Here is a 24,939-nt window from a genome sequence, read left to right as displayed (position 1 = left end):
GCAAAAACTCGCCTACAATAGACACATTTTTATGACCCAACAATTTCGAATAAAAGGCTGCTCATGAAGCATTTCCGTTTTTCAATATTCTTTACGATTGTGTGCTTGGCACTGTCCGCTTATTGGGGCTATACGCATGGCCCTGAGGCGGGTGTGTCAACCATGCTCAAAGCCTTAACCATTACTGTTATTTTAGCAATTATGGAAGTTTCGCTCTCGTTTGATAATGCCGTGGTGAATGCCTCGGTGTTACGCAACTGGAATCACTTCTGGAAGATGCTGTTCTTAACCGTCGGTATTTTAGTTGCTGTATTTGGCATGCGCTTGATCTTCCCAATCTTGATCGTGGCTGTAACCGCAGATATGGGCATGATGGAAGTGGTGAAATTGGCACTGAATGATCCAATGGCATACTCCGCACGCCTCATGGAACATCATCCTGAGATTGCTGCCTTTGGTGGCACATTCTTGTTAATGGTGTTTTTAAACTTTTTCTTTGATGATGAAAAAGAAACTCATTGGTTCCGTTGGATTGAATCTAAACTCGCGCATTTGGCCAGTGTCCCTGCGATGTCCGTGTTTATCGCATTGGTGGCGATGTTAATCATGGCTGCGCATGTCGATGAAGCGAAGCGTTTGGTTGTGACCATGGCGGGTATTTGGGGCATTGTGGTTTACATTGGCGTGAAAGTCTTAAGTCATTTACTGGGTGGAGAACCTGAAGTGGATGACAATGGAAATGCTGTAACCCAAGGTGCTGATGGTGCCTCGAAAGGTGTGGTAAAAGCAGGGATTGGTGGTTTCTTGTATTTAGAAGTGCTCGATGCATCTTTCAGTTTCGATGGTGTCATTGGTGCGTTTGCGATTACCAGTGATGTAGTGATCATCATGCTGGGGCTGGCGATTGGTGCGATCTTCGTACGTTCGATGACGATTTATTTGGTCGAGAAAGGGACCTTAGAGGCTTATATTTTCCTAGAACATGGCGCGCACTATGCGATTGGTGCTTTGGCATTTATTATGATTACCAGTGGTACGGGTGTGCATGTACCAGAAGTGGTGACAGGTTTGATTGGTGTGGCATTTATTGTTTGGGCGGTGATCGCTTCTATTCAATATAACAAGCGACAGCAACAATTGTCTTAAGCTTGAATTCAGTTTACTGAATTAGAATGATATGAAGGGGCGGAAACGTCCCTTTTTAATTTTTAGGTTGTGTTTTTATTTAACGCTTTGTTAGCGGATGGCTTATAATCCGCTGAGCCAGTTTTAGTGTCTTGAAATGATGAATGCTTTAGAACGCCGTTCAACCTTTGCCTTAAGTAGCATTTTTGCCTTACGCATGTTGGGCTTGTTCATGATTATTCCTGTGTTTGCGGTTGCAGGACAATCATATCAATATGCAACACCAGCATTGATCGGTTTGGCGGTCGGCGTGTATGGACTGACCCAAGCACTGTTACAGATTCCATTTAGTTTGCTGGCTGATCGGTTTAATCGTAAGCCCTTGGTCATTCTTGGCTTATTGTTATTTGCACTCGGTGGTGCGATTGCGGCCATGTCAGAAACTATTTATGGGGTGATTATTGGACGTGCGATTGCAGGTGCTGGCGCGGTTTCTGCGGTGGTCATGGCTTTGCTGGCAGATGTGACGCGTGAAGAGCAACGCACTAAAGCCATGGCGATTATGGGCATGAGTATCGGTCTGTCATTTGTGGTCGCCTTTAGCCTAGGTCCTTGGTTGACTCATCTCGTGGGAATCTCAGGGCTATTTTGGGTTACCACACTGATGGGCCTGATTGCGATCGTGATGTTGTCGTTGGTTCCCAAAGTCACTCGTCATCATCGCAACTTTCAACAAGGTTATTTGCCACAACTTAAACAAGTCATTCAGATGGCTGATTTGAATCGACTGCATGTTTCTGTTTTTTCTTTACATTTACTTCTCACCGCGATGTTTTTGTATGTGCCGTCGCAGTTAATCGAATATGCTCAAATTCCTTTGGCACAGCATGGTTGGGTGTATTTGCCGCTCTTGCTGATTAGTCTGTTTTTTGCTTTTCCAAGCATTATCATTGCTGAAAAATATCGCAAAATGCGCGGCATTTTCTTGTCTGCAATCGCAGGGATTATTCTCGGACTCTTTATTTTGATTTTTGGTTATGAATCAAAATATCTGCTATTGGCAGGTTTGGGTATTTTCTTTATTGCCTTTAATGTGATGGAAGCGCTATTGCCATCGTGGTTGTCTAAATCGGCACCGCTGCAATCTAAAGCGACTGCGATGGGGGTGAATGCCAGTGCCCAATTTTTAGGTGCATTCTGTGGTGGTATGCTGGGCGGTCAATTGATCATGTTACAGAATACTGCACTGGGTTGGAGTGTGCTGACAGTCATTGCTATACTGTGGTTGTTGATTAGTTTTCGTCTAGCTCAGCCGCGTTATTTGTCTTCAGTGGTGTTTACATTACCTGAAATTAAACAATTGGATGAGTGGACTTCTAAACTATTGGCAATTCGTGGTATTGAAGAAGTTGTGGTGATGCCTGATCAGCAAGTTGCTTATATTAAAGTCGATAAACAGTGCTTAGATGCTGCCGCGCGACATGATTTAACGCAGCTGTTGGGGAAAGAGCTAGCCATTTAAGCATAACTCTTATAAAGTAAAACACAGAAATACATAGGATGATGACAGCTAATGCGTGGTGTGAATAAAGTAATTTTAGTCGGTACTTTGGGTAAAGATCCTGAAACAAAAACTTTTCCAAATGGTGGCTCGCTCACACAGTTTTCGATTGCAACCAGTGAATCGTGGACAGATAAAAGTACGGGCGAACGTAAAGAACAGACTGAGTGGCATCGTATTGTATTGCATAACCGTTTAGGTGAAATCGCGCAGCAATATTTGCGCAAAGGCTCAAAAGTGTACATCGAAGGTTCATTGCGTACCCGCCAATGGACAGACCAAAATGGTCAAGAGCGTTACACCACAGAAATTCGTGGCGATCAAATGCAAATGTTGGACTCACGTCAGCAAAGTAGTGAACAGAGCGGTGGCGATTTCAACCAACCACGTTTTAATAACAATAATAATCAAGGCGGTGGTTACCAAAATACAGGTTATAACAACAATAACCAAGGTGGTCAGGGTCAAGGCAATTATGCGGGCAATCCACAAGCGGGTAATGGTTTTAATACACCAAAATCTGCACCACAACCTGCTGCGACAGCACCTGCTGATTTAGATGATGATTTACCGTTCTAAATCGCAAGCTTAGAAATATTAAAAAGGCATAAAACTGAGTTTTATGCCTTTTATGTTTTAGTTATGGCGTAGAAGCAATAATTTCCTATTTTTTAAACTATAGGCTATAACCGCTGTCTGTTTCTGCCAGTTGACGAAGTCCATCGATTAACGTGTCGATAAGCTTTTCAACCACCAAGCGTTGTCCTTTTCGAGAGGCATATACCAACTGAACCGTTCCTCTATTGGATTTCCATTCAGGGAGAATATGAATCAGTTTACCCTTCTCAATATCGGCTTGTACGGTTAAATAAGGTAGATCTGCAATGCCGATGCCATCACTTACCGCATAATATACGCCAGCTAAATCATTGCTTTTTACTCGGGGTGAGTAAGGTACATCAACCGTTTCATCACGATTCACGCTGCATAAGTGCCAAACATATTGATTTTTCTGAATGCCCAAAGCCACACTCGGATAATCTTGTAACTCTGAATAATGTTGGATCTGTTTGCCTTGTAATAATTCGGGTGCAGCAACCAGACAATGCTCAGTTCGGATCACATCACGAACAATTAGGCTTGAATCTTCAGTGGGTTCAAAATTGGTTCGGATCGCGATATCGATATCATCATGTAATACGTCGACACGGCGGCTGGTGAGTTCTAAGGAGATTTCAACTTTGGGATGGTTTTTTAAAAATTGATTCAATAACTTGCGTACTTGAAAATGCATCATTAAAGGCGGACAGCTAATTTTGACCAAACCTTGAGGTTCACTTTTTTGCTTGAGTAATACATTTTCAGCACATTCAACTTGAGCAATCACCTTGCAACACTCTTCATAAAACTCTTGTCCGAGTTCGGTGACTTTAAAATGCCGTGTAGTTCTTTGAATCAGACTGACATTGAACTTATTTTCTAGATCAATAATACGTCGACTCAGTTTGGATTTGCTAATATTTTCCGCTTCACTGGCTGCACTAAAGCCGCCATGTTTTACCACGAGATAGAAATAGTAAAAGTCATCAAATGAGTTCATCACGGCAAATGAAATCCTATAAAGGTTAAAGATTAGAATAGCATTGACTATTCTAATCTTTATTGAACATTTTATTTTTGTGAGGTGTTTTGATTGTAACTGTTGATCAGGTTGCGATAGTCAGGGATATGATTTGAGAACAACGCACCTAGACCTTCGATATCATTACGCCAGTCACGATGCAATTCACACGCCATGCCAAACCAAGTCATCATTTGTGCGCCTGCGCTAGACATACGATCCCAAGCAGCGTCGCGGGTTAAGGCATTAAACGTCCCAGATGCATCAGTAATCACAAACACATCAAATTCTTCTGCAAGTGCTGAAAGCGTAGGAAAAGCGACACATACTTCGGTGACGACACCTGCAATAATCAATTGCTTTTTACCTGTCGCTTTGACGGCTTTTACAAAGTCTTCATTGTCCCATGCATTAATTTGACCTGGACGAGCGATGTAAGGTGCGTCTGGGAATATTTCTTTGAGTTCTGGAACCAACGGACCATTTGGACCATTTTCAAAGCTTGTAGTTAAAATGGTAGGTAAATTAAAATATTTCGCGGCATTTGCCAGTGCCAATACATTATTCTTAAATTTATCCGGATCAATATCACGAACTAGAGACAGTAAACCTGTTTGATGATCGACCAGTAGTACAGCCGCATTGTCTTTGTCTAGGCGAATATAGTCTTGACTCATTAGTGGTATTCCTCATGTTTTTGTAAAATGAATAAGAGCGTAGATGATCTCTTTTTCGTATTGCTCAAAATGATGCTAGCTAAATTTATAAGTTGAATGAAGTCTAAGAAATGAGATTATGAATATCAAAAATAGGATGATTGATGATTCTAGCTACTCATGTGGTTTTTATTAATCTGATTGTCCCATATATAGAATAATGTGTTGTCAATCTATGTCTATAAGCCGTCCTCGCTGAAGCGTACAATCTATATTAATAACAGAACTTCTACCTTACAGGAGAAACCAAATGAAAAAAATTCTCGGTGTGTATCAAAATAAGCAGATGCACTGGGTCGGCGATGGTTTTCCCGTCTATAACTTATTTTCCTACGACCGTTTAGGACAAAGTATTAGTCCATTTTTACTCTTGGATTATGCTGCGCCATATCGGTTTGATCCAACCACAGCACAACATGGTGTGGGTTCACATCCACATCGCGGTTTTGAGACAGTCACTATTGCCTACCAAGGTGAGGTGACACATAAAGATTCTGCGGGTGGTGGTGGAACCATTCAAGCGGGTGATGTGCAATGGATGACAGCTGGTGCAGGGATCTTGCATCAAGAGTTTCATTCTCCTGAGTTTGCTCGGCAGGGTGGTTTATTTGAAATGGTACAACTTTGGGTAAATTTGCCAGCGCATTCAAAAATGACACCAGCAAAATACCAAGCCATTGAAGCCAGCCAAATCCAAAGTATTGCGCTTGATGATGTCGGAAGTGAATTACGCGTCATTGCTGGTCAATATCAGGATACGGCAGGTGCAGCAAGCACATTTAGCCCTGTTAATGTATGGGATGGAACTTTAGTTGAAGGTCAAGCACATACCTTTTATGTGACGGAAGGGCATAGCGCATTGTTTGTGTTGCTTTCAGGAGAGGTGGTATTCAATGAAACTCAAACGATTGAAGCACCAAGTTTGGTGGTTTTAAGTCGTGATGAGATTGATTTTAATATCAAGGCCCAACAAAACAGCAAATTCCTGATTTTGACAGGTCAGCCACTGAATGAGCCCATTGAAGGTTATGGCCCATTTGTGATGAATAGCCAAGCCGAAATAATGGAAGCGATTAATGATTTTAATCGTGGTAAATTTGGAGGAATAGCGAGTTAATTGATTTATTAATCAGTGATCTATAAGAAAGCCCGAAACTCCATTAGAGTCTCGGGCTTTCGGTGTAAAGGGTTCTCTATTGATTTTTTTAATATTATGTCACTTATAATTATTCAGCTTGTTATGTGACTTAGTTCTCGTTATTGTTTAATCAGAATAGCGCGATTTTTGTCCTTTGCAAAGCCCTTCAAGTACAAAAAATGGATAAATAAAGACGGATCTGTATAATTATTGCTGTTTTTATATAATAAATTTAACAATTTCATGTGTTTATGGTTAAAATTTTAATTGTGATAAAGTGTAACAACAGATATTAACCACATTTCGACAAAACTCTGACTTTAATGCTGAATCTGGTATTTTTTAATACCGTATTTAGGTTAAGGATCAGTCATAATCAATAAAAATCATCAACTGATGGGACATAATTTTGGATATTGCAATTATAGGCAGTGGAATGGCAGGGCTTGCTGCAGCCAGAATCCTACATGATGCAGGACATAAAGTGACGATATTCGAAGCACTTGCTGGTCGAGGCATGGATAGTCATAGTATCGATTTTGATGGTGGGATCATTGACGCACCTTTACGTGTGATGAACCCAAAGCTTTGGAAAAATACGCTGAGCTTGGCGAGCTACTTGGGCATTGAAACATTCCCAGTACGTACTTTTATGGCGTGCAGTTGGTTATTTGAAGACAGAACTGAAACATGGTTGACCACGTCGCGTAGCCGCATTGGTAATTTTCCGATCATTAATAACCGTAAAGGCATCCAACAATATGGTTGGCGACTGGTTAAAGGCATGTTGCAACTCAAAACTGCGGTGCATCAATTTTTTAAATCAGACAATCAAGACATCACCTTAGCTGAATTTATGAATCAATATCATATTGAGGAAGTATTTTGGCATGGTACGGTGATGCCTGTTTTATACACCATCTGCACTTGTCATCCCAAAACCATTGGTGAGTGGCCTGCGAAACCATTATTAGAATTTATTCGCCAACTCACTGAAGGTGAAGCTTTGTTACGGATGAAGGGCGGTACACCTGCTTTGGTCAGCCGCTTAATTGAAGGGATTGAAATTCACAGTGGTTCACCTGTGCAAAAAGTAGAACAACAAGGCGAACAAATCTTGGTTGAAAATGAGCAAGGTGAAAGACAGCTTTTTGATCGTGTAGTGATTGCAACGCCAACCCCTGTCATCGAAAATTTCCTGAAGCAACCTCAATTTGCCGATGACATTGCCTTGCTACAAAAGTTCAGATTTGAGCAAGGTGATCTCGTCATTCATACCGATCCAATCGTGATGCCAGAGCGCCGTAAAGATTGGGCAGTGTTAAGTTATATGATGGATCGTAAGTTTACTCGTCAGCAATTTACGGTATGGATCAATGCGATTGAGCCAAGTTTAGTTGGTAAAAATGCAGTGTTCCAAACATGGTGTCCTGTGATTGATATTGATCCAAAGAAAATTATTTCCAAGGTGAAGCTGACGCGTGCTGTGGTTGACTCAGAAACCGTCGCACTGAATAAGCAGATTCAACAACGTCATTTAGATATCGACCGTAAAATCTTTTATTGTGGTTCATGGTCATGTGATGGTTTGCCAATCTTAGAATCAGCGGTCACCTCTGCGATGAAAATTGCTGAGATTATTGGTGCTCCAGCTCCCTTTGTTGGGCTTAAACCTAAAGTTACGGTCGCGCCTGAACTCGGTTATTAAGATGACCAACCACAAACAAGCGCTGTTCGAGAAAATCCTAGGGCATAAGTATGCGATTGATGCAAAACGCCTTGGTGATGACTCGCCGCTTGCTTGGAGTAATTTAGGGTATTGGCAAGCCCCACAGTCGGATTTACAGCAACATGATTATCCGCAGGCTTGCCAGACTTTAGCTGATCAAGTAGCAATCTCAGTCCAACTCAAAAAATCAGATCGTGTTTTAGATCTAGGTTGTGGGCAAGGGGCGAGTTTGTTGCATTGGCTTAATGAATATGATGTGGAACAACTTAGTGCAGTTGAATTACAAACAACATGTATAGAACGAATTCAAAAAAACTTGCCGCAGGTTGAAAGCTATTGCCAATCTTTTTTGAATTTAAAACAATTGAATTTTTTAAATTCATTTGATGCGGTGATTTGTATCGATGCAGCCTATCACAGTAATTTGAATTCATTTCTCAATTCAGCCACCTCAGTTTTAAATTCAAAAGGTCGAATCGCGTTTCATTATTTGATGTGGTCTGATGCTTGGCAGCATTGTCGTTATCTACAAAAACAACAATATCGTTATCTGCTAAAAAGTGCCGATGTGCAGTGGCAGCATTTGATGAATGAGCAACAACTCGTACAGACCTTAGCACAGCATGGTTTGGGTGATATTGTTATTCAGGATTTTTCAGTGCCTGTTTTAGCTGGATTTGCTGAATATATTGAAACAATCACGATAGAGAAAAAGTTGTTTGATCTTGCCCAATTCAAAATAGGCATGACGGCCAAGTTATGTCGAAAACTCTATCAAGATGGTTTAGTACGTTATATTCAGATCAGCGCTGTTAAAAATTAGCGCATAAAAAAAGGCTTAAACCCGATGATGAGTTTAAGCCTTTTTTGAATTTGATGGTGCCGGCACACGGATTCGAACTGTGGACCTACTGATTACAAGTCAGTTGCTCTACCAACTGAGCTATGCCGGCAACGTGGCGTGAATTTTACCGAATTTGGGTAAAAAGACAAGCGAAAAAATGAACAAATGAATCTTGGCGGGAGAGAGGGATTCATAGTTTTAGCTTAAGTTAATGATAAATTTTACATTAATAATATCGTCTTTCAGCTAGTCCCCCAATCGTCCCCCAGTTGAATGAAATTGATCATGCATTCGCTGAAGTGTACTTTTTACTTTAGCATAGAAAATACAGCATCATCTTGTATGATTTTATTGGTATAGTCTTTAATGTATGATCATTTGATACTTACGTACGTACAGAGATAAGCATGTTTGAGATCATTGATGATTTAAAAGCTAAATTAGATCAGCATCGACCTCTTTCGCCTGCGATTGTCAAAAATCTACATGAAGATTTGATCTTACGCTGGACTTACCATTCCAATGCGATTGAAGGTAATACTTTAACTCTATTGGAGACTAAAGTTGTTCTAGAAGGGATTACGGTAGGTGGTAAGGCATTAAGAGAGCATTTTGAAGCGATCAATCATCGTGATGCAATTTTGTATGTCGAAGGTATTATAAAAAAAGAAGAGCCATTTTCAGAATGGCAAATTCGGAATATCCATCAACTGATTTTGAAAAACATTGATGATGAGAATGCTGGTCGATATCGCAAGCAAAACGTATTAATTTCGGGTGCTACAACAAATCCACCAGATCATACTTTGCTGGGTGACAAAATGGCACAGTTTATTGATTGGTATACTACGGAAGCTCATAAGTTACATCCTGTTGAACGAGCTGCAAAAGTTCATGCTGACTTTGTGGGGATTCATCCTTTTGTTGATGGGAATGGTCGTACATCTCGATTATTGATGAATCTTGAGTTGATTAAAGCAGGTTATCCACCGAGTGTGATCACTGTAGAAAATCGTTTAGCTTATTATGAAGCACTGGATCAATGGATGGCACATGGTAATACCGCACCATTCATTAATTTGGTCGCTGCGGTTGTGCTCGAGGGATTTAAGCCTTATCAGATGGTTTTGGAAATTTAATTTTGTATAGTAAAGTTTGCGATGACATACATTCTTTTGATAAAAAAGCATATTAATCCACATACACAATTTCTATAAATCATTATGGCTAAAAAACATGTTCTTCATCCAATTCAAACCCTGAAAGATTGGGAGGGAGAGGCTTGGGATGTGTATGAAGAAAGAAAAATGCCAATGGGTTTTTCTTTATATTTAGGCTGGTTGTACGGCGCACCCCGAACAGGCTCTAAATCTATCATTATGACGAAAGAACTTGTCGCATATTTAAAAATGGCTACATATCGCCAAGCGATACAAGAGCTTGGGCTATCGAGTACATTGATTTCTAGAATGCGACGAATATTAGAGCTGCAAAAAAAAGTGGTTCGACGTGACCGAACTTGGATCATTCAGCATCAAGATGAGATCCTTAATTATAGTTACTCCATGCTGCAAGAAAAATATGGGCTTTCTAAGGGCGCTGTAAAATATTATTCCAACTATCTTGTTAATCAACTGGGTATTACCCAAAAACATAAAAGAATTTTTGAACGCTACTATGAAATAGAAAAAATATATCAAGTACATAAAGTTGAAATATCTAAATGTCGAAACTTCAAAGAATTAAAAAATATTCTGCAAACAGATGATTACGTTGCAAGAAGATTTCATGAATTGGCATGTAGTGAGTTGAACGTTCCTCCAATGAGTGAGATTCACTTAAAAAATTTGGATGAAACATGGCGATGGCGTTATCAGCAGCGTGACACAATTCTTAGTCCAACGATGACCATTCGACAAATTGCGGAACAGCTTAAAACCACAAATGATGAAATCTATAATGCTCGAAAAGCACTACGTCGCCGCTTAGATATTAAAGAAAGGATTGGACCAGTTAAAATAAACATAGAAGACTGGGTCTTACAACATGCAGAAGACTTGGAAATACTCAAGATGGGGGAGTTGAAGCACAAATACCAAATTAGCAAATCACAGATTAGCCATCGACGGATGCTCCTGAAAAAGTTGAAACAACAAAAGACATAAATCGTCACAACAAATAGACGGCACGGTCTGAGCAGAAACACACTTTTTCCTGTAAAATGCGCTCACGTTTAAAAAAACTCATAAGAAGCAATGTTCAAAACTATTTATGCTGCATTAGAACAACTCGGCTTAACAGCACAAAAACGTGCAATTCATATTCAATTTTCGAATCCTGCTTTAGCCAATCAGGTGTTTTTGCAGCGTATTGAAGGTACGCATAGTCTGAATGACGGGATTACTGCCGACCTTATATGCTTATCTACGAACGCGACCATTCCATTAAAACAATTCATTGGTTGCCAAGTGTCTGTTGATTCCGTTACAGACACAGGAACTTTATTTAGAACCACAGGCATTATCACTGAAGCCGTCCAAGGTCAAAGTGATGGTTCACTGACTTTATATAAACTCAAACTACAAGATGCAACTGCACTGTGGCATAAACGATGTAATAGCCGCGTGTTTATGAATAAAACGGTTGTGGATATCGTGCAAATACTGTTCAAGGAATGGCAGTCCAAAAGTCCATTATTCGCATCTAGTCTCACACTTGACCTCAGTGGACTCACTCAAGATTACGATGTCCGCCCCTTTGTGATGCAGTCCAATGAACTTGATATTGCTTTTATTCAAAGATTACTAGCCTCTGAAGGAATTAGCACTTTAATCGATGAAGCCCAACTGACGGTTCCCAACAGCAACAGTCCAATCCAAGCACAAAAATTCCGCTTGATCGATGATAATAGTCAATACCAAGCTTTAAATCGAAGAACGATTCGTTATCACCGCAGCAGTGCCACAGAGCAATTTGACAGCATGACCAGTCTGATTGCCGAACGCAGTCTACAACCCACAGCCGTGCATATCCAACGTTGGCAAGCTGATGCCCTCGAACAAGAAGATGGGGCAGGCAGTGTACAAACAAAACACCGCCATAGTGAGCAATATGATACAGCTTCTCTTGGCTTGGAAGATGCATGGAGTTTCTCTCCAGCATGGATGCAAGACTTAAATGGTGAAGATGGTGCAACTGCATCAGGCAACAACCAAATTGAAAAGATCAATCAAAACCTCGGTCACTACCACGATGCCCAAGCTAAACAGTTTATTGCCAACACTACTGTACGTGATACACAAGTGGGCTACTGGTTTAAACTGAACGAACACCCTGAAATTGACCAACACAGCGGATCGGACCAAGAGTTTTTGATCATCAGAAAAGATTGGTTTAATCAGAACAACTTACCGAAAGATTTAGACCAACAAATCAGCCAATTAGTTGAACAAAGCCAATGGCAGTATTCAAACAATAGTGAAGAACGTCAAGCCAACCAACTGACGCTACAACGTCGCAGCATCAAAACCGTACCCGAATACCAACCCCTACAACACCGCCCAGCAGCCCATCCACAACGCGCCAAAGTGGTTGGACCCTCAGGCGAAGAAATCCATGTCGATGAATGGGGCAGAATTAAAGTTCGCTTCCTGTTCACCCGAAATGAGGATCACCAACATGATGGCGGTGCAGGCAGTAACGACAACGATACGGACTCAGCATGGGTGGATGTACTGACCCCATGGGCAGGCGAAGGTTACGGAGCACGATTCCACCCACGCATTGGTGAAATTGTTATCATCAACTTCTTTGATGGCAACATCGATCGACCATATGTCACAGGACGACTGCACGAAGCACAACGCAGCCCAACCAAATTCGATGACCAAGGACAACTGCCAGATACCAAGAAACTGGCAGGGATCAAATCCAAAGAATACCAAGGCTCAGGTTACAACCAACTGCGCTTTGACGACACCACTGGACAGATCAGCGCCCAACTACAAAGTAGCCATGCGGCAAGTCAACTCAATCTCGGCAAACTCAGCCATCCCAAATCAGAAGCAGAAAGCGAAGACCGAGGCGAAGGCTTTGAACTACGCACAGACCAATGGGGAGCGATTCGAGCAGGCGAAGGCTTACTGATCAGCACCCATGCACAAGACCAAGCTGAAGGCGAACACCTTGAAGCCCAAACAGCCAAACAACAACTCGAAGGCAACCAAAGTAATGCCAAAGCCCTAAGTGAAGTAGCAAAGAATCAACAGACGGATGAGTTGGAATCGGTTGAGCAGTTACAGGCATTTGCAGAGCAGATTCAAGATAAAATCTCTCGTTTCGAACAAGCGATGTTATTGCTGAGTTCACCCAATGGTATTGGGCTCAGTACATCGGAGGATATTCATCTATCTGCGGATGGACAACTGAACCAATTTGCAGGGGACAGCATTAACCTGACCACCCAGAAGAACCTGATTGCCCAAGCCAGTCAAAAGATCAGTCTATTTGCAGCACAAGGCGGGATTAAACAGGTTGCAGCAAAAGGTAAGTTTGAGATACAAGCACAAGGTGATGGCGCTGATTTAATTGCTCGTAAAGATATTCAGATTATTTCGACTGAAGATGCGATCTATATTACTAGTCCGAAAGAGATAGTGATCACCGCAGGCGGCTCTCAGCTCAAGCTCAATGGTTCGGGAATTTTTCCGACCACAGGTGGAAAATTTGAGTGCAAAGCTGGACAGCATTTGTTTATGGGTGGGGCGAAAGTAAACACACAGATAGTCGAATTAAAACAGTTGAGTTGTGATGTTAAGGCAGCAGAGGCTTCTGCTAAAGGTTCACCTGCAATAGCGATGGATTAAATTGTGACAACTCAAGATTATTTGATAAAGAAAGTATCTGCGTCAGAAGATATTATTTTAAATGCAAACTATATCTTCTTTGATCCTTTGCTGTGGACAGATGCACACTATACGCTCAAGCAACTTGGTGTGAAGTATGAACTGATCGGATTCAATCTATTCGAAGATGAAAGTATGACACCTACTTTGATCGACCTAAATCGGATGGATAATCAGCTTAAAACACAATTATGGGAAGACATTGGTTCGTATTCTTATGTTGATGCATTTAGTCAATTTGACCAAATGAGCATGTTTCAGAACTATATTGTTTCTAAGAAAAATATTTATGAAATGAAAGAATTTCTAGCAAAAATGATGAAAGTAAGAGTTCAAAATAAGAAATTTTTGTTCCGTATGTTTGATTCTCGAGCGATGATTCACTTTCATTTATTATTTAATTTTTACAATAACGAAGCAACGAGCCAAATTCAAGAATTTAAATTATGGCAAGACCATGTAGATGAATGGACGATATCTATAGCTGGGCAATACTTTACTTTGAACTTTCCAAATCACTTTTCGGATCAGCTATATCCCAAGAAATTTAGTTTTGATGACATGATGCAAATTACTGAAAACTTAAGAATATTAATGACACCAGATATGGATGTTACAGAGGGGCAATTGAATTCAACTTTGCCATTTGAAGAACTATTGCACCATGAATATAAAAGTATTTTGGGAGAAAAATAAGTGACGACATCTAATTGTAAGCGCTGTCAGAAACAAGGGTTACCTTTATTTATCAGCCGTTTTTCAGTGGGTAGAGGAAGTGCAATTCGTTCGCCGATCGCGAAACCAGCAGGTTATCCTGAACTACCTGCGTCAAGTAGTTACTACACACTTAGGAATCTCCGCGCAGGATTTTTATATATCTACGATAGTTTAGATAATAGTATTAAAGCCTATAGTTTGACATCAGGTGGTTTAGCATCGTTAATTAACGTAAGTGAACCTCAATCAGCAATAGATGCATTTAATAATCAACATGGCGCATGTATGCGTCAGAGTGAGAAGTTTGCAAATGCGACTTTAATTACTATCTCAAAACCAGCAGTCGCTCGATCAATATTTATTAGCTATTCAGAGTATAAATGGACTCAGGCTGTGTTGAATGCACATCGGGGAACATCTGCTGCCGCAGTTGAGATGCGTAAGCATATGACTGAGGTAAAAGTTGGTGGGCAAACCGTCAGTAGTTTACCGATACAGCGGTTACAGAATAGCGTCAATGAATATAGTTTGACCAAGCAACAGGGGGATGGGGCTTTTGCATGGTCTACTCGGGGTTTTTTGGAATTAAAAAGCAATGCACCAAAAATTATCGAAGAAGCAAATCGTTTAGCGCCAGGAAAAGGATTGGTGGTTGCGATCCATGACCCAGTCGCTTTAATGAGTGATATTAGTGCGCTGATCGATGAGCTCGGTCGAATTTGGCAACAATCGCATCAACACCCTCTAAGGATTTATAGTGAGGTTGAACAATTAAAAACGGCAGTTGAGTTAGATGCCGCAAATAATGCAGCTTTAGATTTTGACCGAGCACGTTCTACGATTACAGAGAAAACAACTGAGCAAATATTTGTTCCTGCATTAGGAAGTTATATCGATGTGCCAACTGTCGCAGTGGCGGGTTACCATGAAAAAGAAGATCTACCTCCATTGACACCACAACAGCTACAGCGGTTACGCACAAGGATAAATAGCAGTCAGCAGAGCGCATGGGCTAGATATCAGCGAGAGTTAAGTAGTCCAACAGCACCCGAAAACTGGAAAAAAAACTTTGATACGAAAGCGATTGATTATCAAAAAAAGTTTATTGAACCGTTAGCGAAAGCGCATTTGGCATGGTTTAAGAGTAATGTACTTTTCTACTATATGCGCGCAAACTTTGATAGCAAGCTGATTCAGTCGGGCATGGAATACTCAACGACGGTCGTGGCTTTGGTGGGTAATACGCAAATGTTACCTGAAAATTTCACCTATTATTGTCAATTGTTAAAAGGTGATATTAAACATGCAACCAACTATCTGTGTCGGGGACTTCTTTTTAACCAACAGTCGGCTTTGAATCAGGTTCAGAGCAAACTTGCTGATTTTGATTTCAAGTCAGGTTCAACCAAACATGCATGGTCAAGCCTCATCTATGGTATAACACAGTCGATTGACTTGGCAATTGTAGGTAGAGCTACGATACTTGAGGGCTTTGTAAAGGCAATTAACGCACCTGTTTTACAGACGATCAGGGAGGCAGTAGATGGGGCGAAAACTGCTTATAAAGTGCCTTTGTTACTTGGGGCGCATTATCAAAAACCCGTTGTTCGCGTTGAAGTGAATGGAACAAAATTAGAATATGCCAAATTTATAACCGAGGAAATATTAAAAGCTTCAGGTAAGAAAATTAATTCAGATGACGTAAAACGTGCAGTTAAATTGCAGTTATTACAGCTTGAGGCTGCTGGTGTTGTAGATTTAAAAAGTCGTAACCGTAGTGCCTTTGCATTGGTTGTGGATATCAGTGAACTGGAGAGCGTCAATTATAACACTCCAAATAGTCAACGCGCCCCTGCAATGGCATCAAGTATACGGAGTGCGCAAGACGTTAGCCAATTACGGTTTAAAGATTATAGTAAGGCGGTTAGCACGAATAAGAAAATGTCATTTGGTGCAGGGCTTTTTGCAACAACCCTACAGGGCATTGCAATTGTCAGTATGTATCAGGACATGATGAAAGCGACGCCAAAACAGTTATTGGAAACATCGACTAAGTTTGTGGCGGGTATTGTGGCAGGTGTTGCGAGTGTGTTGGATGTCATGGAGCGACGATTTGAAGCAGTTATGAAAACTGCTCTGGATAAGGCAACCAAAGAAAAAAGTGGAATATTGGTAAGAAATTTAAAGATTGCAAAAATTATTGGTCTTTCTACAGCGGCTCTTGTATTTGCTGCATGGGATGGTGTGAATGCTTATAAAGCATTTCAGAAGGGAAATAGTTCTTTAGGATGGCTCTCTGTTTCTTCTGCGGGACTTGGGTTAATTACTACAGGGCTATTCATTTATGGTGGTTTGATTGCGACTGGTGTTGGTATTGTCTTGGTGATCGCTATGATTGCGGTTGCGTTTGCGATTAATTATTTCAGTAGTAATGAGCTACAGGATTGGATCAGACAAGGTTACTTTGGCAAGAAAAAAGCAAATTGGTCTTTAAGTATTGAACTTAAAAAACAGGAAGAAGCTTTGGCGGCGTTGGCATCGTCATAAGGTTGGGATATTTGAGATGAGTGATTGGGTAGGTTTATTTGGAAATTATGAAACGGTGGGGAAGCAGCTCAAACCTCATAAAACGGAAACCTTAAATAGAAGACAATCCGAAAGTGAAACACTCACTCCACATCGTGCTGTAATTCAAATTAATGGTACTTATTTAGAGTTAATTGATCGTTGGAATTATCAACGAGGATTTATTACTCTTTTAAGCATGGCTGCTATGATAATTTCATTTGGTTTTTTATATCTAATTATTTATTTTGGTTTTTTTGATTCTTCTCCGAGTAGTAGTACTGGCAATACAATTATGGGAATAGTATTTCTTATTGTCTTCTTAGGAATTCTTTGGGGAAGCTGGCATTTTTTTCGTAGGGAGTGTTTTAGCTATACTCATTATCCCATTCGCTTTAACAGAAAACTAAAAAAAGTTTATGTGATTCAGCCGAATAAAAAACTATTGGTTGCTAATTGGGAGAATTTCCATATTGGTTTGCAACAGTATAGTCGTAGTGGTTGGGATGTTCGCTTTTCTTTATTAGATGATCAGGAAAAGGTGACAGAAACTTTTGCTTTACCGTACACGGGGTTTAGTCAATATAGTTCAGAGTTATTACAACATTGGGAGTTTGTTCGTCGCTATATGGAAGATGATACAGCGAAAGCAAGCTATGATGCAGTTACAGAAGTTTTTCCGATCCATCACAGAAAAGAAACTTTAAAAGAAAGTATTGAGCGTGTTTGTCTGTTACCGGATGCTCCTTATGATAAACCACGAACTTCCCAAGGAAGACTCTTTTTTTGGGGGCTTTTCCCTGTGTGGTTGGTTTTTCTTATTGGACGTCCTTTTTCTATCAAAACCAGTAAGATTCCAAAGTTTCCAGATTGGGTAGAACAAGAATGCAAAATCGAAACCAATGATCCTTATGACTTTGAGCAACATCCGAAACCTAAGCTACAAAGTGAACCTATCAAGCCATTTGAATATGTGATCTATACGGCACTATTGCTTATTTCTATTGTTATTTTCCTTGGTTTTATTGATCTATTGTCATTGGCTAAAGGTGAAAACTCAGGATTATTAAAAGCTCTATTTTTTTGGTGGTAAGTGTATTACCTCCATAAGCTGATAGTACTGAAGAGGATAGGGTCATTCCTTAAACGTCTCATTCAAAGCTTGTTGCACGGCATCCACACGTGATTTACAGGCTTTGTACGCTGACATGGATTCTTCGACAATTTTCATTAGATTATCGATGTCAGGTTCTTCTTGAACTTCTAACAGAGCAGCATTCTTCTTTAGTAATTCATAGCCATCTTTAAAGCTTAATTCTTTCTTACTCATTACTGATTACCTCACTGACGTTGGCGTGTATATGCCCATCCTGCATTTCAATCGAAATTGATGAACTAGCTTGATGAATAGAACGGATTGCTTTGCCTTCATGACGCACAATAGCATAGCCTTTTGCCAGAACATTTCTAGGATTCTGTAACAAGGACTCACGCATCAAAGATTCAATCTGTGTCGATGCAAGTTTAATCTGCTGCTGAGCAAAATATTGCGTGGTTGATTTAACTAAGTCGAGATTCTTATTTGCAACGTTTAGTTGATTCTGAGCATGGGTTCGGATGTTATTCATCAACTGATCATTTTGGCTTTGATAGGCTGTAATCTGATGTTGAGAGAGTAATTTAATTGTTTGCAGAGAATCCAACACATCTTGAGTGCGTTCTGAGATTAGATTACGAATACCTGCAATCACTTTGCTTGGGGTATCAAAAGAACGATGGGCAATCTCATCTAAAATGGTTCGATCCTTTTCATGACCAATACCGACCCAAATAGGGACTCTACGCTTACAGAGCAGGGCTGCAAGCTCATAGTCATTTAAATAAGCCAAATCATTTACTGCACCACCACCGCGAATGATCACGATAAGGTCAGGCGGTATCACGTAATCTTTAGCCCATTGGCGTAGACCTGAGCCTAAAGAGTCCATAATGCTATTAGCGGCAGTATTACCTTGGAATGTCGCTGTATGATAAACAAAGTGACAAACCCCAGCTTTATTCAGAGCATCAGCATCTTTCTTAAAATCACCTAAACCAGCAGCGTTCTCTGGTGCAATCACTAATACATTTTCAATATCAAAAGGTGCAGGGAGTGATTTATTCAGATTGACTAAGCCTTCACTGGTCAATCGAGCAAGAATCTGTTGGTAGCGTTTGGCAATATCACCAAGGGTAAAGCTTGAGTCGATCTCTTCAATATTGACTGAAAATCCATACTGGGGATCAAAACGAGCTTTGACTTTAATCAGAACATTTAAGTCCTTTGATAGCTCAATGCCACTTTCACGCTCAAACTTCGTAACTATTTTTACGGCAGTGAATTTCCAGATCGTTGCTTTGCAACTCGCAATCACTTTGTCAGAGTCTTCTTCTTTTTCAGCCAACTCTAGATAGTAATGTCCACCTTTAATACTCAAGTTCCGAATCTCAGCTTTTACCCAAACAGGCTCATCGAAGGTCATGCGAATGACTTCTTGGACTGCTGATAAGTAGTCGCTAAGGGATAATTGAGGTGGAGACATTGAAGTAAAGTTTAGTGTGCTGACTTTGTATAGTAGCAATAGAAAGACGCTATAACAAATCTTTAAATCGGGCTTAAACTTATGATTAATATTTTTGTGTAGGGTGGAATATAAATACATTGATAAGTTTGGGGCTTATGATTGATTAGAAAAAATTTAATATCATTATTAATTTATTTTTGTAGGGGTGATGGAATAGTATTTAAAAAATTGAACTAGTAAATTGTTTAGATGAAAGAGTATGGTTGTAAGTTGGTTTTAACGAATTATGATGATTTTTAAATTTAAGAGTAGGGAGTGGTGTTAATGAGTTAAATGAATTTTATTTTGTTGCTTTAAGGATGTTTTCAAAGTGATTGGCGTATAGGTTATAAGGTGTTAAGTATCGTAGGTCTTTTAAAATAATCTTAAAGTGCGATTTATGTAGTTGGAAAGATAGATTTTAATAATTCAACTGTTTATTTCTGCTAACTTGTATTTTTAATAAATTTTTAAAAAATACTTCTCTAGAAAAAATCTGGGGAGGTATTTTTTTTTGCTTAATTTTTCAGATCAACAATTTGTAGTGATAAAAACGTAGTGAATTTAAAGTGATAGTCTCATATTTTTAATACAATGAAGATAGGGTGTAAAATTTTAATATGTGGTAAGGTGGCTGGGGTTTTAGTGCATTTTTAGTCGATAGAATTATGGAATTAAGTAAAAGAACTATTGCGGATAGACGACAAGAAATAGAAAAAATACTGGTTATGTTTGAACTCAAAACGCCAGAGGTGAATGGTGAGTTCATCACGCTGATTAGAGAGCTTTATAGCTATAATTGTAGATGGCAAGAGGGTGAGGAAACGACGGAGAAACAAAACCAGTTTTTATCTGATTATTTTTATAATTATTATTTTAAACCTGATAGTTTATATATGACACATCAAAAATTGTTAGATTATAGGGCTAGTTACTTTCAAAATTTTAGTGTCGAAAATAGAACTTTACTTCACTCTTTTTATGAAAAAAAACTAGATTATGATTGTTTTATGATTGCTGCTGCAAGTTTTAATACATGGTTTTATCAGTTTTATGAGAGTGTGTTTAGATTTAATTCTTCCATGAAGAAAGAAGATACATACAATTTTATTAAGGAATATAGAGAGAATTGCTTAGATAGTTTGTGGTCCGTTATGGATGAAGGACTGGAGGGATGGAAGGGGAAATTCGATGAATGTTTTCGATATACGAAGTCTGTGAAAGTTATTTGTCTAGATTTATTTTATCTCCCAGATAATATTACAATTAGGGGCGACAATATTAGGCAATCATGTCTAGATCATTACAGTGAATTCATAAGCGCATTGGATCAAGATACTCGTTTGCTAGCACAATTTAGTCATCTACAATTTGGAATTAACCATAACTTTTATGTCTCAGGAGCCTTTATTTTTAAAAATGATCCTAGCCAATCGATGTCGAGTCTTAAATCTGAAATTCATAATTTATGGCAAAGTGCTTATTGTCGGTTAGGTCCGCGTGATTTAAATAGCAACATGGGTGTAGGGGTACGTTTCTCAAAACTACCTGCTGGTATCATTAGTAAAAATAATGATAAATACCGAGATTTTATATCTATTACGTTGAACTATCTTGTTAACCTTCCTCAACTTCTCGTTACCCAAATTTCTGACTATCAATGTATTCATTCTTTCGGGGATGTTGGTCGGTCACATAATGCTAAGCTACTTGAGTCTTCTCCGTCCTCCAGTCCTCCAAAACCAAGGAAACCTCATACACCTGTTTCAAGCTCATTGGTTGGATTAACATCCGATTTTTTGAAAGGTGTAAAGTTAAAAAGCGTTGAAAAAAAAGAAATCAAAAATATACAGCTTATGTATGCATTATTTTTAAACGAGTTTCTAGAAATTACAAAAGAAGAGTTAAATCTATTAGTCAACTTGGAAATATTTGCATATTTAGCGATGACATGGTCACAAGAACCGTTTCAAGTGAATGATGATGGGACTGTGCATCTGACCAATGATTTAGGTCGATTAAGCGAGCGAGTTGTTAGGAGTTTAGATGGTTTTCACAAGATATTGCATGGATTGTTTGGTCGGTTTGGTTGGATATTTAGCTTACGAGTTACAGTTTCCTATGTAGTGATACAACAGCTAAAGTCTTCTTATCGCGAAGTGATAGGAGTAGACCTGTACTCGGTTAGGTGGAGATTTGTCCAAGGACTTAGGCATTACTTCAACTCTTCAATTTTAACATTTAAAGAAACAGTTGATCGACTTGTGATCCAAAAGAAGATACTTTCATATGATGAACAATTGAAGCTTACTTTATTACACCATCTTTTCAATGAAACTCAGAATCAACAGCAATTGTTAGCTGAATATTTAAACGCTCAGAAAAAGTTGAAACGTAAAGCTGAGACAGAATATAACAAGTACTGGGTCATAACTAAGGCAACTAAAGGAATCAATATTCTTTGCAGTTTCAAGATACATTGCGACGACTTATTGAATAACCTTCATTTCATTAATGAGACAATCAGAAAAACAATTGATCAGTTGATGAAAGATGAATCAAAAAAAATTTACGCTTATTTAGGTGGGGTGGATATTCTTGAAAAGAATAAAGATATTTCCACTTCAAAGGTTACACTGAGCTTTTCGATTGATGCTCATGACATAGCAACAAGACAAGAGTTTATTGATTATGTTTTCCATAAGTTGCAACGGAATCAGATGAAGTTTAATGATGCTCAACAAGATAGTAAAAATCATATAACGTTTGAACCTATCGTAACCAGTTTTTGTACAACTTACTTGTCAGAGGTACTCCGTCCAAGGGATACTTCAATTGGAGAGAGTATGGATGTGGTTAAGGTTTGGTTCTATTACTTAAGTCATAAATCGTTTTATTTAGTCACACTACCTTATGACCAAAAGAAGCGTGTAATTAAAGGCTTATCTTCATATAAATCAAGAAAGAAAAAGCCAAAATCTCAGCTAAAAAAGTTTGAAGTCAATACGGATATTGGAGAAAAATCGAGTACCTAGCCTAGCCCAAATAGATGGAATTTATAAAACCTAAAGGTGCATATATTTATAATATATAAATAATATAATACTTACTAAGTGTATGTATTTCATATCAATAGAGTGTTGGAGTCTAGTTTTGTTATTGATTGATAGAGATCGATGAATATCTTTAAAACTTAAAATGCATCTTGATGTTACAGATCAAGATGCATGAAAAAATACAGTGAATACCTTCCTATGATTTTAACCAAATATAGGGATGTCCTCATGCAAAGCATAGACCTCTTTGAATCTGAAATTGCACTAATATTTGATTGTCTATTACATGGTTTTGAAATTCAACTTCGTAGAAAGGTTCGACTAGATACGACGGAAGTTCAGTTAAGAAATTATATAAGGTATTCGAATTGGATCAGTGAGTTTATTGGTGCATCTCGGGAGTGGTATTGGTTACTCAACTTACCTGATCGTGACTATTGCCCTCGTATCGCACTATTTGCTCAATGCTGGTCTAAACATTTTGATCGGCAGAACGTTGGTCACTTTGAAGGGTTCCTGTATCGCAATATGCCAGAGATTCTATTTGATGTGGCTCAAGGTCTACTTTCTCCTCGATATAAGCGTAAAAAATATGATAAGGCTTATCAGGAAAAAGAGCGTATAGAACAGCTTAAGATAAAACTGAACGCTTTAGTTGAGAAGAAATCACGATTATTGCCGATACGATTTGAGTTGTATTATCACCGTGAATATGTAGGTGATATCAGTAGTCTGGAAATGTCTGAACATCTACATCAATTTACAAAGGAAATGAAGAATCATCGTAACTTTATCCTAAGTGAGCGAGATCAGAATAAACAAGAAATGGAAATTCTATTTTATGCACGAGTGACAGAGCAAGGAGCGCGAGAAGGACATTTTCATACCCATTTTCTCGTAATCCTAGATGGTAAGTATCATCGAATAGATTATCGCTTTAGGACAGCAGCGAGCTTGCTTTGGGAGAAAATTACAACAGGGCGAGGCTATTTATCTCAACATCAGCCTGAGAAGGAAAGTTATGCTGCTCGTTGGAATATTAATGGTCAGATTGTTGAGCGGACAGATACGGGTAAACTCGATTTATTATTTAATTCTGTTGCGCCATATTTGGCTAAGATCGGTGTAGATAGTAAGTATAATCAATACTTACGCATCAAGCCGCTTGGGTTTGATGCTTTTGCCTGTAGTCACCAATAAGCCTCATCAATCGAAAGACAATAAAAAAATACAGTGAATACCTTCCTATGCATAACGACATAGGAAGCTTTACATGAGTCATCATCAAATTGAACATGAATATGTGGTTGTATTAGAACAGGACATCCACAAATTCTATAAACAGGCGCGATTCGAGAAACAGACCTTTGATAAGGCGCAGTGGGTTCAGCGGTTTATTGAAACATTGCCTCAGTGGAATGTATTAATGCTATTCCGAGATCTTGAGTTTGATATATGGATTACGACATTGGTGGGTTGCTATCATGCGGCAAAGACGGAATTAGGCATTCAATTTCTCCATCATCGAAATAGCCATGATATTCAGCAGATCATGCCAGTGATTGTGGATAAGCTATATACCATATTTACGAGTGTCGATTTTCTAGAGAAGATCAAAGCCATCGATGAAGCACATACCAAGCAAATACAACGCTATATCGAACAATTTGAGCGGATCACATTGCATCAACATCATCTGACGACATTAAAATTGTATTGTGCTTATCAACCTGACGATATTCGTGAGATTTCAATATGTGACTTAGATGAGCATATCAAAAGCTTTGAAAAAGCGATGGATTCAATGCCCTTACTTAAAGTTGGTTGTTTACATCGTTATCGTAAAGTATTCCGAGTACCTGAGCGAAAGGAGTATATGTGTGCCTACTTCTTTACCTTTAATCGCCATCTCTTGAGCAATACGGTTCCGTTGTTTGAAGAATTGCGACGCTTATGGTTTAACGCAACTTATTCACTGGGATTTGTGTTTGATCAAGATTTACAGGATGAGGATAAAATCTTTGAAGATAATAAAAATACTTGTGATGACTTAGAAAGCATCATGCAACGTAATTCCCTCAATGTAGCGGATCATGCGCCTCGTTTAAGAGTATGGCCGAAAGGTTTTAAACAATATCAGGTGAAGATCAGTAGAGTTTAATCTTTAAGGGGGGATGCGTTATTTATCGCATATCGATTCAACATCAAGAGATTAACTCTTCCTTTACCTGCTTGACGGCAGGTAGAGGGGAGATTATCCTTTCCGTGCTGGCCTACATTGCCAGTCGGTTTTGACAGACCGTTCATCTAGCGTATCAGGTCCATGCTCTTTCTGAGTATGACTTGTGCGAAACCTTCTC

At 39.2% G+C, this 24,939-nt stretch carries 19 protein-coding genes and 1 tRNA gene; 15 read left to right on the top strand and 5 right to left on the bottom strand.

The window, feature by feature from the left end; genetic code table 11:
* The first annotated feature begins 63 nt into the window (after positions 1–63).
* The 3 genes from J2Y37_RS05665 (at position 64) to ssb (ending at position 3,265) form a co-directional block, all read left to right on the top strand.
* Positions 64–1,146, top strand: a complete 1,083-nt coding sequence (locus tag J2Y37_RS05665) for a DUF475 domain-containing protein (protein WP_349032171.1) — start codon at positions 64–66, stop codon at positions 1,144–1,146.
* A gap of 136 nt (positions 1,147–1,282) precedes the next feature.
* Positions 1,283–2,647 carry an MFS transporter gene (locus J2Y37_RS05660; RefSeq protein ID WP_349032170.1) on the top strand — a complete coding sequence of 455 codons (1,365 nt, stop codon included), beginning with the start codon at positions 1,283–1,285 and terminating at the stop codon, positions 2,645–2,647.
* 51 nt (positions 2,648–2,698) lie between these two features.
* Positions 2,699–3,265: a single-stranded DNA-binding protein gene (gene ssb, locus J2Y37_RS05655; protein ID WP_004673380.1), complete on the top strand. Its 567-nt coding sequence runs from the start codon at positions 2,699–2,701 to the stop codon at positions 3,263–3,265.
* Positions 3,266–3,362: 97 nt separating this feature from the next.
* Here ssb and J2Y37_RS05650 read toward each other — a convergent pair whose 3' ends face one another.
* Both J2Y37_RS05650 and ycaC read right to left on the bottom strand, forming a co-directional pair.
* On the bottom strand, positions 3,363–4,286 hold the full coding sequence (locus J2Y37_RS05650) for a LysR substrate-binding domain-containing protein (protein WP_005194004.1): 924 nt from the start codon (positions 4,284–4,286) through the stop codon (positions 3,363–3,365).
* A 71-nt stretch (positions 4,287–4,357) separates the two neighbouring features.
* Positions 4,358–4,984 carry an isochorismate family cysteine hydrolase YcaC gene (ycaC, locus tag J2Y37_RS05645; RefSeq protein WP_004673372.1) on the bottom strand — a complete coding sequence of 209 codons (627 nt, stop codon included), beginning with the start codon at positions 4,982–4,984 and terminating at the stop codon, positions 4,358–4,360.
* A 289-nt stretch (positions 4,985–5,273) separates the two neighbouring features.
* Between ycaC and J2Y37_RS05640 the strand changes: the two genes are divergently transcribed.
* From J2Y37_RS05640 to J2Y37_RS05630, 3 genes are all read left to right on the top strand, one after another.
* Entirely contained in the window at positions 5,274–6,140 is an 867-nt protein-coding gene (locus J2Y37_RS05640; RefSeq protein WP_349032169.1) for a pirin family protein, read from the top strand.
* A gap of 430 nt (positions 6,141–6,570) precedes the next feature.
* The gene (locus J2Y37_RS05635) at positions 6,571–7,869 is read left to right on the top strand and encodes an FAD-dependent oxidoreductase (RefSeq protein WP_349032168.1); all 1,299 of its coding nucleotides are present in this window, start codon (positions 6,571–6,573) and stop codon (positions 7,867–7,869) included.
* Position 7,870: 1 nt separating this feature from the next.
* The gene (locus tag J2Y37_RS05630; protein WP_349032167.1) at positions 7,871–8,713 is read left to right on the top strand and encodes a class I SAM-dependent methyltransferase; all 843 of its coding nucleotides are present in this window, start codon (positions 7,871–7,873) and stop codon (positions 8,711–8,713) included.
* Positions 8,714–8,767: 54 nt separating this feature from the next.
* On the opposite strand, the gene J2Y37_RS05625 is transcribed toward J2Y37_RS05630, so the two are convergent.
* Positions 8,768–8,843: transfer RNA gene (locus tag J2Y37_RS05625), tRNA-Thr, on the bottom strand.
* A 298-nt stretch (positions 8,844–9,141) separates the two neighbouring features.
* On the opposite strand from J2Y37_RS05625, the gene J2Y37_RS05620 reads away from it, so the two are divergent.
* The 6 genes from J2Y37_RS05620 (at position 9,142) to J2Y37_RS05595 (ending at position 18,013) form a co-directional block, all read left to right on the top strand.
* Positions 9,142–9,873, top strand: coding sequence for a Fic family protein (locus tag J2Y37_RS05620; RefSeq protein WP_349032166.1), 732 nt, complete (start codon positions 9,142–9,144; stop codon positions 9,871–9,873).
* A gap of 84 nt (positions 9,874–9,957) precedes the next feature.
* The gene (locus J2Y37_RS05615; RefSeq protein ID WP_349032165.1) at positions 9,958–10,899 is read left to right on the top strand and encodes a hypothetical protein; all 942 of its coding nucleotides are present in this window, start codon (positions 9,958–9,960) and stop codon (positions 10,897–10,899) included.
* Between the two features lie 90 nt (positions 10,900–10,989).
* On the top strand, positions 10,990–13,599 hold the full coding sequence (locus J2Y37_RS05610; RefSeq protein WP_349032164.1) for a type VI secretion system Vgr family protein: 2,610 nt from the start codon (positions 10,990–10,992) through the stop codon (positions 13,597–13,599).
* A gap of 3 nt (positions 13,600–13,602) precedes the next feature.
* A complete protein-coding gene (locus J2Y37_RS05605; RefSeq protein ID WP_349032163.1) occupies positions 13,603–14,334 on the top strand; it encodes a hypothetical protein in 732 nt (243 codons plus the stop codon).
* Positions 14,335–16,902, top strand: a complete 2,568-nt coding sequence (locus J2Y37_RS05600; RefSeq protein ID WP_349032162.1) for a T6SS effector BTH_I2691 family protein — start codon at positions 14,335–14,337, stop codon at positions 16,900–16,902. It begins immediately after the preceding gene.
* Between the two features lie 16 nt (positions 16,903–16,918).
* Entirely contained in the window at positions 16,919–18,013 is a 1,095-nt protein-coding gene (locus J2Y37_RS05595) for a DUF6708 domain-containing protein (RefSeq protein ID WP_349032161.1), read from the top strand.
* A gap of 42 nt (positions 18,014–18,055) precedes the next feature.
* Here J2Y37_RS05595 and xseB read toward each other — a convergent pair whose 3' ends face one another.
* Entirely contained in the window at positions 18,056–18,250 is a 195-nt protein-coding gene (xseB, locus tag J2Y37_RS05590; protein ID WP_349032160.1) for an exodeoxyribonuclease VII small subunit, read from the bottom strand.
* A complete protein-coding gene (gene xseA / locus J2Y37_RS05585; RefSeq protein ID WP_349032159.1) occupies positions 18,243–19,502 on the bottom strand; it encodes an exodeoxyribonuclease VII large subunit in 1,260 nt (419 codons plus the stop codon). The genes xseB and xseA overlap by 8 nt, the downstream gene beginning before the upstream one ends.
* Positions 19,503–20,191: 689 nt before the next feature.
* Between xseA and J2Y37_RS05580 the strand changes: the two genes are divergently transcribed.
* The 3 genes from J2Y37_RS05580 (at position 20,192) to J2Y37_RS05570 (ending at position 24,740) form a co-directional block, all read left to right on the top strand.
* Positions 20,192–22,558 carry a hypothetical protein gene (locus J2Y37_RS05580; protein WP_349032158.1) on the top strand — a complete coding sequence of 789 codons (2,367 nt, stop codon included), beginning with the start codon at positions 20,192–20,194 and terminating at the stop codon, positions 22,556–22,558.
* A gap of 249 nt (positions 22,559–22,807) precedes the next feature.
* Positions 22,808–23,779 carry a hypothetical protein gene (locus J2Y37_RS05575; protein ID WP_349032157.1) on the top strand — a complete coding sequence of 324 codons (972 nt, stop codon included), beginning with the start codon at positions 22,808–22,810 and terminating at the stop codon, positions 23,777–23,779.
* 73 nt (positions 23,780–23,852) lie between these two features.
* Entirely contained in the window at positions 23,853–24,740 is an 888-nt protein-coding gene (locus J2Y37_RS05570) for a hypothetical protein (RefSeq protein ID WP_349032156.1), read from the top strand.
* The last annotated feature ends 199 nt before the right edge of the window (positions 24,741–24,939 follow it).

Source organism: Acinetobacter sp. 3657, assembly GCF_031456775.1.
Classification (GTDB): domain Bacteria; phylum Pseudomonadota; class Gammaproteobacteria; order Pseudomonadales; family Moraxellaceae; genus Acinetobacter.
This window is presented reverse-complemented; position numbering and strand designations above follow the sequence as displayed.